General features: G+C 65.1%; 7 protein-coding genes and 2 pseudogenes. 3 read left to right on the forward strand and 6 right to left on the reverse strand.

Features of this window, described 5'->3' with window-relative positions; genetic code table 11:
* Nucleotides 1-814 precede the first annotated feature (814 nt).
* Together ACZ5PB_RS42945 and ACZ5PB_RS42950 are read right to left on the reverse strand one after the other, a co-directional pair.
* Nucleotides 815-1,213: a hypothetical protein gene (locus tag ACZ5PB_RS42945; RefSeq protein WP_468699140.1), complete on the reverse strand. Its 399-nt coding sequence runs from the start codon at nucleotides 1,211-1,213 to the stop codon at nucleotides 815-817.
* Nucleotides 1,210-2,064: an IS5 family transposase gene (locus ACZ5PB_RS42950; protein ID WP_468699141.1), complete on the reverse strand. Its 855-nt coding sequence runs from the start codon at nucleotides 2,062-2,064 to the stop codon at nucleotides 1,210-1,212. The genes ACZ5PB_RS42945 and ACZ5PB_RS42950 overlap by 4 nt, the downstream gene beginning before the upstream one ends.
* A 175-nt stretch (nucleotides 2,065-2,239) precedes the next feature.
* Here ACZ5PB_RS42950 and ACZ5PB_RS42955 point away from each other — a divergent pair.
* A pseudogene (locus ACZ5PB_RS42955) lies at nucleotides 2,240-2,725 on the forward strand (IS701 family transposase); the annotation flags it as partial.
* 89 nt (nucleotides 2,726-2,814) lie between these two features.
* Here the strand turns inward: ACZ5PB_RS42955 and ACZ5PB_RS42960 are convergent.
* Nucleotides 2,815-2,969: pseudogene (locus ACZ5PB_RS42960) on the reverse strand (transposase); the annotation flags it as partial.
* 789 nt (nucleotides 2,970-3,758) lie between these two features.
* Here ACZ5PB_RS42960 and ACZ5PB_RS42965 point away from each other — a divergent pair.
* Nucleotides 3,759-7,592 (forward strand): LamG domain-containing protein, encoded by a 3,834-nt coding sequence (locus ACZ5PB_RS42965; protein ID WP_468699146.1) that lies wholly within the window; start codon nucleotides 3,759-3,761, stop codon nucleotides 7,590-7,592.
* A gap of 125 nt (nucleotides 7,593-7,717) precedes the next feature.
* A complete protein-coding gene (locus ACZ5PB_RS42970) occupies nucleotides 7,718-14,245 on the forward strand; it encodes an RHS repeat domain-containing protein (RefSeq protein WP_468699142.1) in 6,528 nt (2,175 codons plus the stop codon).
* Between the two features lie 401 nt (nucleotides 14,246-14,646).
* Here ACZ5PB_RS42970 and ACZ5PB_RS42975 read toward each other — a convergent pair whose 3' ends face one another.
* The 3 genes from ACZ5PB_RS42975 to ACZ5PB_RS42985 form a co-directional block, all read right to left on the reverse strand.
* Nucleotides 14,647-15,414, reverse strand: coding sequence for a transposase (locus ACZ5PB_RS42975; protein WP_468699143.1), 768 nt, complete (start codon nucleotides 15,412-15,414; stop codon nucleotides 14,647-14,649).
* Nucleotides 15,415-15,448: 34 nt separating this feature from the next.
* Nucleotides 15,449-15,712: a hypothetical protein gene (locus ACZ5PB_RS42980; RefSeq protein WP_468699144.1), complete on the reverse strand. Its 264-nt coding sequence runs from the start codon at nucleotides 15,710-15,712 to the stop codon at nucleotides 15,449-15,451.
* A 285-nt stretch (nucleotides 15,713-15,997) separates the two neighbouring features.
* Nucleotides 15,998-16,201 (reverse strand): transposase family protein (locus ACZ5PB_RS42985; RefSeq protein WP_468690296.1); only part of this gene is annotated, 204 nt, incomplete at its 5' end.

A 16,201-nucleotide genomic window follows, 5' to 3' on the forward strand; every position in this document is an offset into this window, starting at 1 on the left:
TGTTGCAACGACCCCTGGAATTCGCCCACAACACCGGGGGACTTCTGATGGAGGCAGTGCTCGGGGGCACTGTCCCTTTCAACGACCCTCCCGGCCGACGGGTCACGGCCCGCGCGGACCAACCAACCGCTGTCTTGCCCAGCCGGGGGCAGAACCTGCTGGTGGAGGAGGCATGGCCGGGCGGGTTTCGTGCCGGTGCTTCGAGGCCGGGTGGGTGGCAGGGCTTGCGCGGCTGGTGTGTGGTTCGCCGCCGCCTTTGTGTGTTCGCTGCGGCGGCGGCCGGGCGCGGGAACCCCTCAGGGTGTCCTCGCGCGGGTGCCCTCGGGTGGGGTGGGGCAGCGGGAGTTGCCCCACCCCACCCGAGGGCCGGGGCTGGAACCGCGTTCTCTGTGGGTGCGGCTCCAGCTGGTCATCGCGAGTCTTGAGGGCTCGGGGGCTGGGAGCCGGCGTGCGGGCGGAGCCCGACGTTCAGAGGGCAGCGTAGAAAGCCGTGGGCGGCGGTGGAAGCAGGTGCCCGGGTTTTGGCCGGTTCGGGTTCACACCGCGCGAACCGGTGGTGCCAGGCGGGGTCTTGCGGTATTGGCGTGGGGGCGGAGCGCGGCCTCAACAGGATTCTCCGGTAAAAAACTTGGCTCCGTGCGGCTGATACAGCCGCGAGGCGGCGGCAGTTGGGGGCTATCGGTGGGATCGATCGCCTGCTTGGCGAGTTGCTCGTGGGTGAGGCGATGCCCGTTCTCGTTCGCGGCGTTGAGGAGAGCAAGGGGCTTGTCGTGTTAGGTCTGGAAGGCGGTGGCGACGGCCTTGTGAGTGGACGTTAAGTCCGTTTCTGGTAGCGGCCTCGTCCGGGCTGGGTGAGGAAGCCTTGGCGGGTGAGGCGTCCGAGGCGGGCACGGGTGACGTTCACCGATGCCTCGTCGGTGGGCATGCCGAGGAGTTCGTGCAGCTCACGGGCTCTGAATGCCCGGCCGGGGTGCTCGTTGAAGGCATTCACGATGGCCTGGTAGGCAGTGCTCGTCTCGGTAGTTTCGGGTTCGTCTTGGGCCGGTGCGAGTTCTGCGATCACCTTCCGGGTTATGGCCAGGTCGGCGATTCGCGCTTCGGTCTCGGCCAGGCCGGCGGTCAAGTGCTCTATCTGAGCGCGTAGTTCACCGGCCCGGGCGGTGGTCTCCTCGTGCTGGGCCTGGAGTCCGGCCAGGAGCTCGGTGATGTTCACGCGGCCAGCTGGAGGGTGTCGCGCCAGGCCAGACTTGGTGTGGTGAGACGGCGGGCCATGTTCGCGATGGATGCCCAGTAGACACGCGAGGCGGAGGTGTCGGGACGGTGGTCGTACTCGCGCGCCAGACGACGGTGCAGCATCAGCGTGCCGTTGACCTGCTCCACGATCCACCGCTTGGGCTGGGGGATGAAGCCTTTGCCCTGATCGTCGGGGTTGCGGCGGACTACCTCGACGACGATGTCCAACAATGCGCCATGGATGACAACTTGATCCTTGAAACCCTGGTCCACCAAGGCCTTCTCCAGCCGGTTCCCGCACTGCTCGGCGGCCTGGTCGAGCAGTGCCGTGCCGGCAGCGTTGTCGTGGGCGGATGCGGCCAGCACGACGGCACCGATGATCAGCCCCAGAACGTCGACGGCCAGTCCCCGCTTGCGGCCCGAGACCTTCTTGTTGGCGTCCAGCCCCGTCGTGGTCCTGGGGACACCGGCAGCCGCGCGGACAGACTGGGTGTCGATGATCACGAGGGACGGGTCCTCTAACCGCCGGGCCCTCTCCCGTACCTGGCAGTGCAGGAGTTCCTGAATCCGCTGGTCAAGGCCGTCCTCGCGCCACAGGCCGAAGTAGTAGAACACCGCAGACCAGGCCGGTAAGTCATGCGGAAGGAGGCGCCACTGACAGCCCGTCCGGTTCTGGTAGAAGATCGCGTTCACGATCTCCCTCAGGTCACAGGATCCGGGATCCCCGGTCGCCGAACGGGCCACCCGGTCCTGCTTCCAGGCCGTGATCATCGGTTCGATCAACACCCACTGCTCGTCCGACAAGTCGCTGAGGTACGGCTCTCTCTTCATGCCCCGCATCTCAGCATGGACATGCTCAACCGGCCTCCTGCACGGCGATCGTTACCACGATCGAGCGATCACGAACCGAGGAAGATCTGACTTAACGTCCACTCATCCGTACGAGGTGGCGCACGTCCACTTGTACGCCGACAAGAACCTCATCGGCCAGGCCCCGCCCTAGCCGTGGCAGCGACTGTCCTGCGGCGACGGCGCCAAAGGACTACGGGCTCTACGACTGGGCGGCGGCGCGGCTGCCGTCGGTGTGGGAGTTCTACGGCGACGAGCCCACCCGGCAACGCTGGATGCTCGCACGCCGCAGCATCACCCGCCCCGACGAGATCGCCTGCTACCTGGCCAGCGCCCCGATGGATGCCACCGTTGCCGATCTGGCCCGCATCGCGGGCTGCCGCTGGAAGATCGAGGAGTGCTTCCAGAGCGCGAAGAACGAATGCGGGTTGGACCAGTACGAAGCCCGCCGTTACATCTGCTGGTACCGGCACATCACCCTCGTCATGCTCGCGCACATCTTCCTCGCCGCGATGGCAGTCCAGGAACGCGAAAAAGGGGTGACACGACACACCCGACCTCGTGGACCTTACCCCGGCCGAAATCCGCCGTCTGCTGGCAGTTGAATCCCCACACCATCCTGCGCGACGCGATCATGCAGTGAGGTGGTGACACTGGAGACGCCTCCACCAAGCACGCGCCCGACGCTGCCACTACACGCGGCGCGGTCACACCTTCGCGAGATGCTCCGGCGGGCAGATCCCGCCACTGCACGCCGGTCCGCACCCGGTAGAGCACGCCGTTGATCACCCGACGGTGGTCGCTCCACCGACCACCACGCGCACCCCAGGAGGCAAGAACGACTCCAGCCGATCCGACTCCGCATTCGTCAGATCCCCACGGCCCATGAACCCAGCCTGGCCCCAACGCCCCACCCACGTCAGGAGATCCGAGAAACAGTGCCAATCCAGGCTTCTTCATCCTGATTGGCCCTCTTGGGGGGGAACAAGTATGTGGCCTATGCCGGAGGGCCGCTCGCGGGCGCGGTGCCGCCACGGTGTACCGGTGCCAGTACGCGAGCATTAGAGGTGAAATGGCCATTTCTGAAGAAAAGCACGCCTCGAACTTGTGATTTGAGTCACTCGCAAATTTTCCGTTTAGTGAAATATGACCCATATCTTGAACTGGATCTTTACATTGCCACTACATACATTCACTCTTCGGTTCCCAAATTCGGGGGATCTTCAACTTCCTTGATGCTGGGGTGGGTTATGTGGGGGCATGTGCGCATGCGGGGTGGAACTGGGGCGCTGGCGGGGTTGTTGAGCCTTGCGGTAGTGCTGGGGTTGCCAGTAGGCGTAGCGGAGGCTTCTCCTGCTGAGCAGCCGAGGGCACTCCCTGCTGCCGGGGGGCCTTCTGCAGGAGAGGCAAGCGTCGATCAGGCACTGGCGGTTGCTGAGCGGACCGGGCAGCCGGTTGAGGTGCTCTCACAGCGAGGTGAGAGTCGGGATGTGTTTGCCACGCCGGATGGGAACTTGGAGGCCCGGGAGTACCTCCGCCCAGTGCGGACGCGCAGTGAGAACGGGTGGAAGCCCGTCGACACGGACTTGGCGAAGACTCCCGAGGGGGGGATTGCGCCGAAGGCAGCTACGGTCGGTCTGACATTTTCCGGTGGCGGTTCGACACCGCTGGTGCGCATGCAGAAGGGCGGGCGGGAACTGGCGCTTTCCTGGCCGGGTGACCTTCCGGCACCTGTACTCGAAGGGCCCACGGCAACGTATCGCGAGGTGCTGCCAGAGGTTGACCTGCGGATGGGGGCGCAGGAAGACGGGTTCACTCAGTTGCTGGTGGTCAAGTCGGCCAAGGCGGCGGCGAGTCCGCAGGTTGCTGAGCTGCGGTTGAAGCTGGCTACGGACGGGATGGACGTCAAGGAGACCACCGAAGGCGGTCTGGAGGCCTTGGACAAGGGGGCGAAGGCTCCTGTTTTTGAGGCGCCGAAGCCCATGATGTGGGACTCCAGTACCGGCCCGGACAGCGCGGCGACGGTAGCTCCCCAGGGGGCTGCAACCGCGAGGGCGAAGCGCGTGGCCAAAGCCACCGGGAGTGAAGAGCCGGGTGCCGGTGACTCGGGCAAGCTGGCGCCGGTCGGTGTGGAGGTGCCGGCTGGAGGTAAGGAGCTGGTGCTCACGCCGGACATAGACCTGCTCAAAGCCAAGGACACGACGTATCCGGTGTTCATTGATCCGCAGTGGTACTCGCCCCGGGCCGCTGCGTGGACGATGGCGTCGAAGTACTGGGCATCTTCGCCCCAGTGGAAGTTCAACGGTGAGACGAACGCCGGTCTGGGTTTCTGTGGCTGGGACTACTGCATGCCGCAGGACACCAAGCGGCTCTTCTATCAGATCCCTGTCTCCACGTTCTCCGGAAAGTCGATCTTGTCGGCCGAGTTCGTGGTTCGCAACGTTCACTCGGCGTCGTGTCAGGCACGCAATGTAGAGCTGTGGCAGACGAAGCCGATCTCGGCCTCGACGACCTGGAACTCACAGAACGCCGCCGGATTCTGGCAGAAGCAGATCTCGTGGAGCTCGTTCGCCTACGGGGCGGAGGGGTGTGCGGCCAAGGATGCAGAGTTCAATGTGAAGGCGGCGGTGCAGGCTGCGGCGAACGCGAAGTGGTCATCTTTCACCTTCGGGATGAAGGTATCGACCGAGACTGACCGCTATACATGGAAGCGGTTCTCGGACAAGGCGTACCTGCGGGTGAAGTACAACCGGCCGCCGGTACAGGTCAAGACGTCGCAGCTGGCGATGGAGTACGGCGGCGTATGTTCTACAACGGTGCCGCGGGTGCGGACCCTGGGGAAGATCTACGTCAACGGCGTCACCGACCCGGATGGCGACAATGTGGCATTGCAGATCCAGGCGAAGTGGGACGCGGGTGACGGCAAAGGCACGGTGACTCGTTGGGGGCCGGCACTTACCGGTTACAAGAAGTCGGGGTCGAACTTCACGTTGAGCCTGCCGACGTCAATTCCGGTGAACAAGCAGGTGCTGTGGCACGTACGGTCCTTCGACGGGGCCCAGTATTCGCCGTGGTCCTCCGACGGCACGCCGTCAGCGTGCTACTTCGTCTACGACACCTCGGTACCGAAGAGCCCGACGATCACCTCCGGCGACTATCCGGCATCAGATTCGGACAATCCCGAAGACCCCTGGTACGACGGTGTGGGGCAGTACGGAACGTTCCAGATCAAGGGTGCGGACACCGATGTCACCAAGTACTGGTACGGATTCAATACCAACCCGTCCTCCAAGAATGCTGTGACCACTACGGGAGGTGCTGCCAAGGCTGTCAACCTCCTCCCTGCCAAGGCGGGCTTGAACTTCGTGACCGCTCAGGCATTCGACCAGGCAGGCAACGGCTCCGCGCCGCACACCTACCAGTTCCGCGTCAAGGGCGGGCAGCCGGAGCGTGCGGCCTGGGCACTTGATGAGGCAGTCGGTGCGACGAAGGCCGAGTCCGCCACCCCGCAGCGGGTCGTGCGATTGGGCGGGGGCGCTGCCCTGGGAGCCGCAGGCAAGAAGAACACGGCCCTGCACCTGGACGGCACTACCGGCTATGCGGTGTCCGATATCCCTCCCATCGACACCAGTGCCAGTTTCTCTGTGGCGGCCTGGACCAAACTCGACAAAATTCCGACGACTCCGGCGATCATCGCCACTCAGCCCGGCAACCACACACCAGGCTTCGAGCTGTACTACAGCGCGGACCTCAAGCGGTGGGTGTTCAACCAGTACACCGAGGACAAGCCCGGAGCCGCGATCGCCCGTGCCATGGCCCCGGTGGCCGGGGGCGTGCAGGCGGGTTCCTGGGCTCACCTGGTCGGGGTCTATGACGACGCAGCCAAGCAGTTGCGCCTGTACGTGGACGGCAAACTCGCCGGTTCCACCGCGTACAGCACCGCATGGGAAGCACGGCGCGGCCTGCAGCTGGGGTCGGGGGTATACAGCGGCACACGCTCCGCATTCTTCCCCGGCACGATCGACGACGTGCAGATCTTCGACCGTGCGGTGACGGCGGCCGACGTGACCCAGCTGCACCAGGGTGCCGAGGCAGCCGCCGGTCGTCCCGCCCGTGCACAGTTCCCGCTGGACGAGCCCGCCATCGACAAGGAAACTGTCGGGCACGCGGCTGCCCAGCCACTCACCCTCCGCGGGGGCGGGGCCGCGGGAGCAGCGGGCATCGCGGGCAAGGCGCTCAAGCTCGACGGTGTCAACGGTTACGCCGATACCACGGGTCCGGTGCTCAACACCGCCCGCTCCTACGCGGTCTCGGCCTGGGCTCAGGTTCCTCCGGCTGGCACAGCCGGCAACCGCACGGCAGTCAGCCAGGGCGGCAAATATTACGGTGCGTTCTATCTCTCGTACGACGCGGGGATCAAGAACTGGGCTCTGCGTACCTCGCAGGCCGACGTGATGGACGGCAATATCCGCGACCAGGCTGTCGAGGCGGTCGCCCCGCTGAGCAGTCCTGGAACGTGGGCACACCTGGTGGCCGTGCACGACGCGACTGCCCAGCGCATCCACTTCTACGTCAACGGAAGACTGCAAGGCAGCGCGGCAGCCCCCAAGGTGTGGGACGCGAATGGGCCCGTGCAGATCGGCCGTTCGCTGTGGAAGGCAAACTACGGCGACTACTTCCCCGGCACGATCGACGACGTCCGTCTCTTCGACCGTCCGGTTGCTGAGGAAGAGGTGCAGCAGATCTTCCGGCAGAGCCCTGTTCTCAAGGCCCGCTGGATGCTGGACGTTGCGACCGGTGTGGACTCGCCGGACGACGCGAAGTTGCAGAGCGCCCTGAAGTTGCAGGGCGGTGCCTCCATCGGGACCGGGTTCCTCGATTCCGGGCTAATGCTGGACGGCAAGTCCGGCTATGCGGACGCTGCCGCGATGCCTATCGACACCAGCAGCAGCTTCACTGTGACGGCATGGGCACAAGCCTCCGCCCTGCCCGACCACCCTGTATCCGTGCTGAGCGCGGAAGGCGGTGCGAAGAGTGCTCTGGACCTGCGGTTTGTCCCGGATACGACCGCAGCTGCGGGACCAGGACGGTGGGAACTCGCCCTGCCGGACAAGGACGCTGCTGACGCTGTGGTCTCGCAGGTCAAGCACAGCGAGTTCGCCAATGCCGCCGACTGGAACCATCTGGCAGTCGTGTACGACGGGTTCGCCAAGGAAGCCCGCCTGTACGTCAACGGCGTTCTCCAGGACTCCGTTTGCGGGGATACCCTGGACGGTGAGGGCGAATCCAAGTGCGCCGATCTGGCCTCCTGGGCTCAGGACACCCTGACCTACAAGGCGGGGAAGTCCCTCCAGATCGGCCGGGCCAAGGACGGCGCCGCGTGGGGCAGCTACTTCCCCGGCGCGATCGACGATGTCTGGGCCTTCCAGGGCGCGCTGAATGAGTCGCAGGTCGCGGAGCTGGCCCGCTCCTGGTTCGACCTTCCCACTGAAGTCCCCGCCGGTAGCTGACTGCACGGGTGGGAGCCCGGCATCGTCCGGGCTCCCACCCGCATGTCTCTGTGCCCCCTTTTTTTCCGTGCCGGGTCCCGCGTTGATGCAGGCTCCGGTTCTCAGCCGCAATGGATCTGGAACCCATGAGACGACACACCGCGCCCTCCTTGAGTGGGCGCCTGCTCCGCAGGACATCACTCGTTCTGTCAACAGCCCTGATAGCCACGCTTGTTCAGGCAGCGGCCGTTCCGGCGGCGACTGTGAGCAAGGAACTGCCGGGGCTGCCCAGCGCCGAGAAGCCCGTGGCCGGCACCGATGGCATCAAGATCAAACCCCGTGCGATGGCCAAGGGGCCCAAAACCCCCGCGAAGGCGCCCAAGGTGGCCTGGCCGCAGGAAGCAACGACGACCGTCACGCTTCCCGACGCCAGAGCGAAGAACGGCAAGGGGCTAGTCGCTGCGAAGGGACTACCCCTGAGTGTCGGCCGTACCTCTGATGCTGGAACGGCCGCGAGCCGAATGCTGGCCCAGGCCGGTCCTGCCACGGTGGAAGCCCGGATTCTGGACCGGGCGAAGACTCAACGTGCCGGCGTGACCGGCCTGTTGTTCACCCTTGCACCCAAGGCCGCACCGGCAACTTTGGCCGCGGAGCGCACATCCGGACCGGTCAAGGCCAACCTCGGTCTTCGAGTCGACTATCGGAACATCGCTGAGGCGTTCGGTGGTTCCTACGCCTCACGTATGCGCCTGGTACAGCTGCCCTCGTGCGCTGTGACCACCCCTGACAAAGAATCCTGCCGCACCGAGAAGCCGATCGACACCGTCAACGACACCAGCCAGCACACCCTCACCGCCAAGTCCGTCAGCCTGCAGGGCTCTGCTCCGGCTGTCTTCGCCGCTGCCGCCGGTACATCGGGTGGCAAGGGAGACTATAAGGCGACGTCCCTCTCGGCCTCGTCCACCTGGGCAACGGACCTCAACACAGGTGACTTCACCTGGTCCTACGACATGGAGGCCCCGGAGGTACCGGGTGGTCTCAAGCCCAGTGTGGGGCTGTCGTACTCCTCCAGTGCCATCGATGGCCGCACCAGTTCCTCGAACAACCAAGGGTCGTGGGCCGGAGACGGGTTCGAGATGTGGCCCGGGTATATCGAGCGGCGCTACAAGCCTTGCGCGGACGAGGGGGTGAAGAACGCCGACGGCATCAAGCCCGGCGACCGGTGCTGGGCCTACGACAACGCCTTCATCTCGTTCAACGGCAAGAGTGGCGAGCTCGTGCCCGCAGGCAACGACGAGTTCAAGCTCAAGCGCGACGACGGCACCCGCATCAAGCGTCTCGCTTCCGCAGCGCGCGGGAACGGTGACAATGATGGCGAGCACTGGCGTCTGACCGCTCCTGACGGGACCCAGTACTTCTTCGGCTACAACCGGCTTCCCGGTTGGACCGACGGCAAGGAGACCACCGACTCCACCTGGACCGTTCCCGTCTACGGCAACAACGCCGGTGAGCCGTGCCACGCGACTGCGTTCGCCGATTCCTGGTGCCAGCAGGCCTGGCGGTGGAACCTCGACTACGTCGTGGACCCGCACGGGAACGCGATCGGCTATCACTACGCCAAGGAAACCAACTCCTACGGGCGCAACCTAAAGGACACCGACGACACGCCCTACACCAGGGGCGGATACCTGAAGCGTATCGACTACGGCCTGACGTCCGCCAACCTGTATGCGGACAAACCCCAGGGCCAGGTCTGGTTCACCAATGCCGAACGATGCCTTCCTCGCGCCGGTGTCACCTGCGCCGAGAACACGATCGACACCCAGGCACCCGACTGGTACGACACCCCGTGGGACCTGAACTGCAAGGCTGGGACCAAGTGCGACAAGGGCCGCCTCTCACCGTCGTTCTGGACGCGCAAGCGCCTCACCGACGTCACCACTCAGGTGCTCAAGGCAGACGGTACCTACGGCAAGGTCGATTCCTGGAAGCTGGACCACCGCTGGGGCATGGCCGACACGGACTACCAGCTGCTGCTCGACAGCATTCAGCACACCGGCCACACCGCCACCCCCGCCATCACACTGCCGAAGACCACGCTCGCGTACACCCAGTTGGAGAACCGGCTCGACAAGACCGGCGATGGCTACCCCCCGTACATCAAGGCACGCCTGTCCAGCATCGCCGACGAATCGGGCGGTCAGATCGACGCCAACTACTCGGCTCCGGCCTGTACCTGGAGCGCGCTGCCGACTCCTGAGACCAACACCACACGATGCTTCCCCCAGTTCATCGGGGGCGACGGCTCGGACGCCGCCGACCGCGAGTGGTTCAACAAGTACGTGGTCACTTCCGTGAGCGCCACGGACCGCACCGGCGGCTCTCCCGACAGAGTCACGCAGTATCAGTATCTCGGGGATGCGGCCTGGCACTTCGACGACGACGACGGCCTGACCAAGGAGAAGGAGAAGACCTGGTCCCAGTGGCGTGGCTACGGTCAGGTCCGTGTCCAGACCGGTGGCCAGGGCGGCGTGGGTGCCATGAAGACCCAGCAGGACTCCTACTTCCTGCGTGGTATGAACGGTGACCGCAAGACCACCAGCGGAGGCACGAAGACCGTCTCTGTGCCCCTCGGCGAAGGTGAAGGGGAGGCCATCAGCGACCACGAAGCGGTCGCCGGCTTCGGATACAAGACCGTCTCGTTCGACAAGCCCGGCGGCAAGATCCTCGCCAAGGACATCAGCAGGCCCTGGTACCACGAGACCGCCAAGAAGGTCCGTGACTGGGGCACGGTGACGGCCAACCTCACTGGCGCCTCCACCAGCAAGAGCTGGACCTCGCTGGACAACGGTGCGGGCGTGAGGTGGCGCACGACGTCGAAGTCCACAAAGCAGGATATTGTCGCGGGGCGTGTCACCGAGGTCACGGACTTCGGTGATGACGCAGATCCGGCGGACAGCCAGTGCACGCGCACCACCTATGCCACCAACACAGAAACGAATCGCCTCAATCTGCCCTCCCGCGTAGAGGTCGTTGCCAAGGCTTGTGACGCGGCGACGGACCGCTCCAAGGACGTCGTGTCCGACGTGCGCACCGCCTATGACGGCGGAGCCTACGGCGCAGCCCCGACCCGTGGTGAGACGACTGCCACAGCTGTCCTCAAGAGCCATGACGGGTCGAAGGCCACCTACCTGGAAACAGGAGCGACCTTCGACACCTACGGGCGCCAGCTGACCACGACCGACCTGACGGCCAACGTCACGGTGGTGGGCGACGCAGCACCGGTGCGCACTCCGCGCAGCGACGGCCGCATCACCACGTCCACCTACATTCCGGCCACGGGCAGGCCCACGCAGACCAAGCTCACCACTCCGCCGGCGAACCCGCAGGTCGCCGCGACTGCCCAGACGACGACCACGGACGTCGATCCTCTGCGCGGTCTGGTGGTGAAGCAGACCGACACGAACAACGGCGTCACGACCTTCGCCTTCGATGCGCTCGGCCGTGCCTCGAAGACCTGGCTCGCGGACCGCAGCACCACACAGGTGCCGAACTATCAGTACGAGTACAGCATCGCCGACGGCAGGCCTGTCGCCGTCGCCACGAAGGTGCTGAATAACAAGGGCGGTCAAATCGCCTCCTACAGCCTGCTCGACGGGTTCCTGCGCGAACGCCAGACCCAGGCGCCAGGCCCGGACGGCGGGCGCATCCTCACCGACGTCTTCTACGACGAACGCGGACTCGCCGCCAAGAGCTTCGCCCCGTACTACGCCACGGGCAAGCCCGGCACCGACATCTTCAAGCCAGCCGACGCACTGGCGGTGGAGACCCAGACCCGCACGGTCTACGACGGACTGAACCGGCCCGTGGAATCTACCCAGATCGCCGGTAACGGCGACGGCGGAACGGTACTCGGCACGTCCAGGACGACCTACAGCGGCGACCGAACCACCGTCATCCCGCCCATCGGTGGTACCGCCACCACTACCCTCACCAACGCACACGGCAAGACCACCGAACTGCGGCAGCACCACACCCGCAGCGCGGAGGCCCCCTATGACACCACGAAGTACCAGTACACGCCGCGCAACGAGCTGTCCAAGGTAACGGACCCTGCGGGCAACAGCTGGGGCTACACCTACGACCAGCTCGGCCGCAAGGTCCAGTCTGTGGATCCGGACAAGGGCACGGCCACCACGGTCTACGACGACCGCGGACAGGTCACCTCCGCCAAGGGATCGCGCAGTGACGCTCCCGCGCTGGCCTACGTATACGACAACCTCGGGCGTAAGACCGAACTCCACGAAGGCACAACCGCAGGCCCGCTCCGGGCCAAGTGGGTATACGACACGGTCACGGGGGCCAAGGGCCAGCTCGCCGAATCCACCCGTTACGTGGGTGACCAGGCCTACACCTCCAAGGTCACCGACTACGACGCCCACTACCGGCCGGTGAAGACCGCCATAGTCATTCCCGCCTCCGAAGGAATCCTGCAGGGCACCTACCAGACCGGAACCGCCTACCTCCCCTCAGGACTGGTCGGAGGAATCAGTTACTCGGCGGCAGGCTCCCTCGCTGGCGGCTCGGTCAACTACACCTACGACGAAGAAACCCTGCGCCCCATCTCGGTCTTCGGCCAGGGCATCACCAGCAGCACGAGCTACAGCCTCACCGGCAAGCCCCTCCAGTACGGTATGGGCCTGACCACCGGCGGCAAGAAGTCCCAGGTCACCAACACCTACGAGTGGGGCACACAGCGGCTTGCCACCTCCCGAGTGGACCGCCAGGACCAGGCGGGCGTCGATCGCAACGTCACCTACAAGTACGACGAAGCAGGCAACGTCCTGTCGATGGCCGACGTCTCACGCACCGGCATCGACAACCAGTGCTTCACCCAGGACTACCTCGGCCGGCTGACGGAAGCCTGGACCCAGAACACCCCTACCTGTGCCGCAACCCCGGCGGCCGACAAGGTCGGCGGACCGGCCCCGTACTGGCAGTCCTTCGCCTACGACAAGTCTGGCAACCGAGCCACCGAAACCCAGCACAGCACCACCGGTGACCCCACCAAGGACACCAAGCGCACCTACAGTTACCCCCTAGCGGGCAAGCCCCAGGCACACAGCCTCTCCTCAGTCACTACCACGAGCCCCACCGGCACGAAGACGGACGCCTACACCTACGACACGGCCGGCAACACCCTTACCCGCCCCGGACAGAAACTGACCTGGGACGCCGAGGACCACCTCTCCAAGGTCGCAGAGGGGGACAAGACCACCGACTACCTCTACGACCCCGACGGAAGCCGACTCATCGGCCGCACGGCCACCGAGACCACCCTGTACCTCGGTCACACCGAAGTTGTCCTGCCCAAGGGCGCCGGAAAGGCCAAGGCCACTCGCTACATCGACCTCGGTGGTGGTCAGAGTGCCGTCCGCAATGACGACGGCTCCTTCGCCTTCACCGTGAGCGACCACCACGGCACCGGCGAACTCGCCATCCAGGCAGCAGACCTCGCACTGTCCCAGCGTCGGGCGCTGCCGTTCGGTGGTTCCCGAGGAGAATCCCCCAAGTCCTGGCCCGGTACCAAGGGATTTGTCGGCGGCACCGATGACAGCAAGGCCACCGGCCTCACCCACCTCGGCGCCCGCGAGTACGACCCGTCCCTCGGCCGCTTCATCTCCGTCGACCCGCTGCTCGACCTGGCGGACCCGCAGCAGATGAACGGCTACACCTATTCCAACAACAACCCCGCCACGCTCTCCGACCCCAGTGGCCTGCGTCCCATGGGCGCCTGCGACCATGGCGGCGCGTGCAACGTAGGGTCAGCAGAAAAGCCGAAGTGGGAAACCTGGACTCCGAACAGCAACGGAGGCTGGGACTGGGGTTGGAGCTCCTCAGACACGCAGACCTACAAGGACAAATCAAGTGGGCAGTCCTACGAGGTAACCACTCGCGTCCAGTACAGGCACAAGTCCGGTTACTCCGCGAATTGGGTGGCCACCCCCAAGCCCAAACCGAAGCCGCCAGTCGTCTTCCACGGCTGGGCGATGGGCACCAACCCCAACTACAACCCCAACGTCACGGATTCATGGATCAAGAGGCCGCCACTCTCTGTCTTCCAGAAGATCGCCCTTGGAGTCGTCTCGGGGCTCGGACTGGCCGTGGTGGTAGCGCCAGTTTTGTTGGCGGTCGGGCCAGAGATATCCGCGGCCTGCCTCGCGAACCCGGCAGGATGTGCGGAAATCGCGGCCGAGGTGGGGACAGGCGGAGCGGCCGGAGGCAGCCTGACGGCGATTAAGCCCAAGGCGATTACCGCAGGGAAGGCCCCGATTCCGGAATCGGCGACTTTGTATGGTCCATTCCATCGCCTGGGTGGGGGGAGAACCCAAACCAGCAAGGTCACGGATGACGTGATCGCTTCGGGGGAGCTTTGGGGGACGTATGCGAGGCATGGAGGTGAGCCCATGGCACAAGCCCATCGCGGGCCGCTTCCGTCGGATGCCAAGCCTGGAAGCTTCGAGTTCTATACGTCGGTAGCGCCCAAGCCGGAAGGCAAGAGCTATCCTGGCTATGCAACTTGGGAAGCCGGGAGTGAAGCAGTCAGGGAATTCCGATCCAATGGGACGGATTGGGCAGCTATACCCGCCTATGTTACAGGGGTAATCAGGTGAGAAGACTAGAAGATCGTGAATTTGAACGGAAGGGGCGAAAAGAATTTCTAGCACAGCTAGATATCTCGATGGAGTCCCTAGAAGGGCGATGGGGAGTACATGAGGTGGTCATAGATGATCTGGGCCCGTGGGAGATATTCTACTTTGAGCTCGCAAACGGGGCTCAGCTTTGTCTGTCTCGCGAGGTGGAAAATGCTCCAGTCCCTGGGTATATTCTCACCGGTCCTGTCGGGCTACCTCTTCAGGAAACCATTGAGTCCTTCCTGTTGGAATTGGATGGCGTGGTGCCCCCACGCGTCACTCATGTGCGAAGAGACTGACGGCTACTTGTCATAGAGGCTAAGGCTTGTCCCGCAATGATCTTCGGATGAATGTGGACCGGGCATGGCGCGACGGTCGGCCTACCCGGAGAGGGTGAGGTTGTGCAGGCGGGCGACGCCGAGCATGGCGTGGTGGACGCCGTTACCTTTGAGGCGGCAGTCGCGGAGGATCTTCCAGGTCTTCATGCGGGCGAAGGCGTGCTCGACGCGGGCGCGTACCCGCTTGTGGGAGCGGTTGTGTTGCTGCTTCCAGTCGGGCAGTTCCTCGCCGGCCCGGCGGCGGTGCGGCATCACGAGCCCGGTTCCTGGATAGCCGCCGTCGGCGATCGTCATGGTCTTGCCGACGGCGGCCTTCGCTCCCGATTCCTCCCAGGCTCTGCAGTCGTTGCGGTTGCCCGGCAGGGGCCGGCCGACCATGACGACGCGACGGGTGTCGGCGTCGATGACCACTTGGTGGTTGGTGGAGTACCGGTAGTTCTTGGACTGCTCGGCGACCTGGTGGTCGCGGGTGGGCACCAGTGTGCCGTCCACGATGAGTACGGTGTCCTTCGCGAAACGCCGTCTGGGCTGCAGCGCGAGGAGCGGACCGACATGGCCGATGATCCGGTTGGCGGCAGACTTCGAGACGCCGAACAGCGGCGCGAGTTGGCGCATCGTCAAATTGGTGCGCCAGTACGCCGTCACGAGCAGCACCCGGTTCTCCAGGGTCAGGCCCCACGGCCGGCCCCGTCGTACCACCTCCGCGCCCTCGCGCCGCAGGGCGGTAAGCAGCCTGCCGAAGCGGCGCGGGCTCAGCCCGGTGAAGGGGGTTATCCAGGACGGCTCGGACGCCGTGATCACACCAGCCACACCAGGATCATCACATCGTGACCAGGCCAGAACTTCATTCGGAGAGGCGGAGGTCTCCCGCCCAGCTGTCGCAACGGACACGGCCGGAGGCGAAGGTGACCTCAAGGGTGACGCGGCCGGTCTTGGGCTCGAACTCTTCGCTCACCGCCAGGACGTCTTCTCCCAGGTGGGCGGCGAACGGCGTCCGATCACCAATCGGAGCCACCTCGATGCGCCCCCAGTCACCCATGTCGTGTCCGTCGTGCGGGCTCGCAGACTCCACGATCAGGCACCAGTCCGAGCCGGTCGTGACGTGCACGGAACCGCCTTGACCGTCGATCAACCACACGTCCAGGGGATCTTGAGCTTCCTCGTCTCCGCTCCTATGCCACGCAGCGAAGACCTCCTCCAGCCGACGACCGACCAGGGGCTCAGAACGGAAGCCAGACCCGTGCAACGGACACTGGTTCACCCTCTCGTACTCCACACAACGACCGTACCGTCAGCCAACGCCCCAGCTCACACGCTTAAACGGGACAGCCCTTAAAAGTTGTTGCACAAGGGTGGGTGCGGGCAGGGTGTTGGGCGGTTCTGGCCTGCGGTTTCATCCGGTGAGGGCGAGGTTGTGCAGGGTGGCGACGGCCTGGACGGCGTGGTGGAGGCCGGGGCCTTTCTGGCGGCAGTCGCGGAGGATCTTCCAGTTCTTCATCCGGGCGAAGGTGTGCTCGACCCGGGCCCGCACCTTGCGGTGTGCGGCGTTGTCCTCCTCCTGCCCCCGCAGCAGCGGGCGCTTGGCCCGTTTGCGGTG

Source organism: Streptomyces sp. NPDC032721, assembly GCF_055579625.1.

Excerpts from the sequence above, each read along its gene's own strand:
- ACZ5PB_RS42970 (WP_468699142.1), top strand. The coding sequence starts at position 7,718 with ATGAGACGACACACCGCGCCCTCCTTGAGTGGGCGCCTGCTCCGCAGG.
- ACZ5PB_RS42965 (WP_468699146.1), top strand. The coding sequence starts at position 3,759 with ATGCAGAAGGGCGGGCGGGAACTGGCGCTTTCCTGGCCGGGTGACCTT.
- ACZ5PB_RS42950 (WP_468699141.1), bottom strand. The coding sequence starts at position 2,064 with ATGAAGAGAGAGCCGTACCTCAGCGACTTGTCGGACGAGCAGTGGGTG.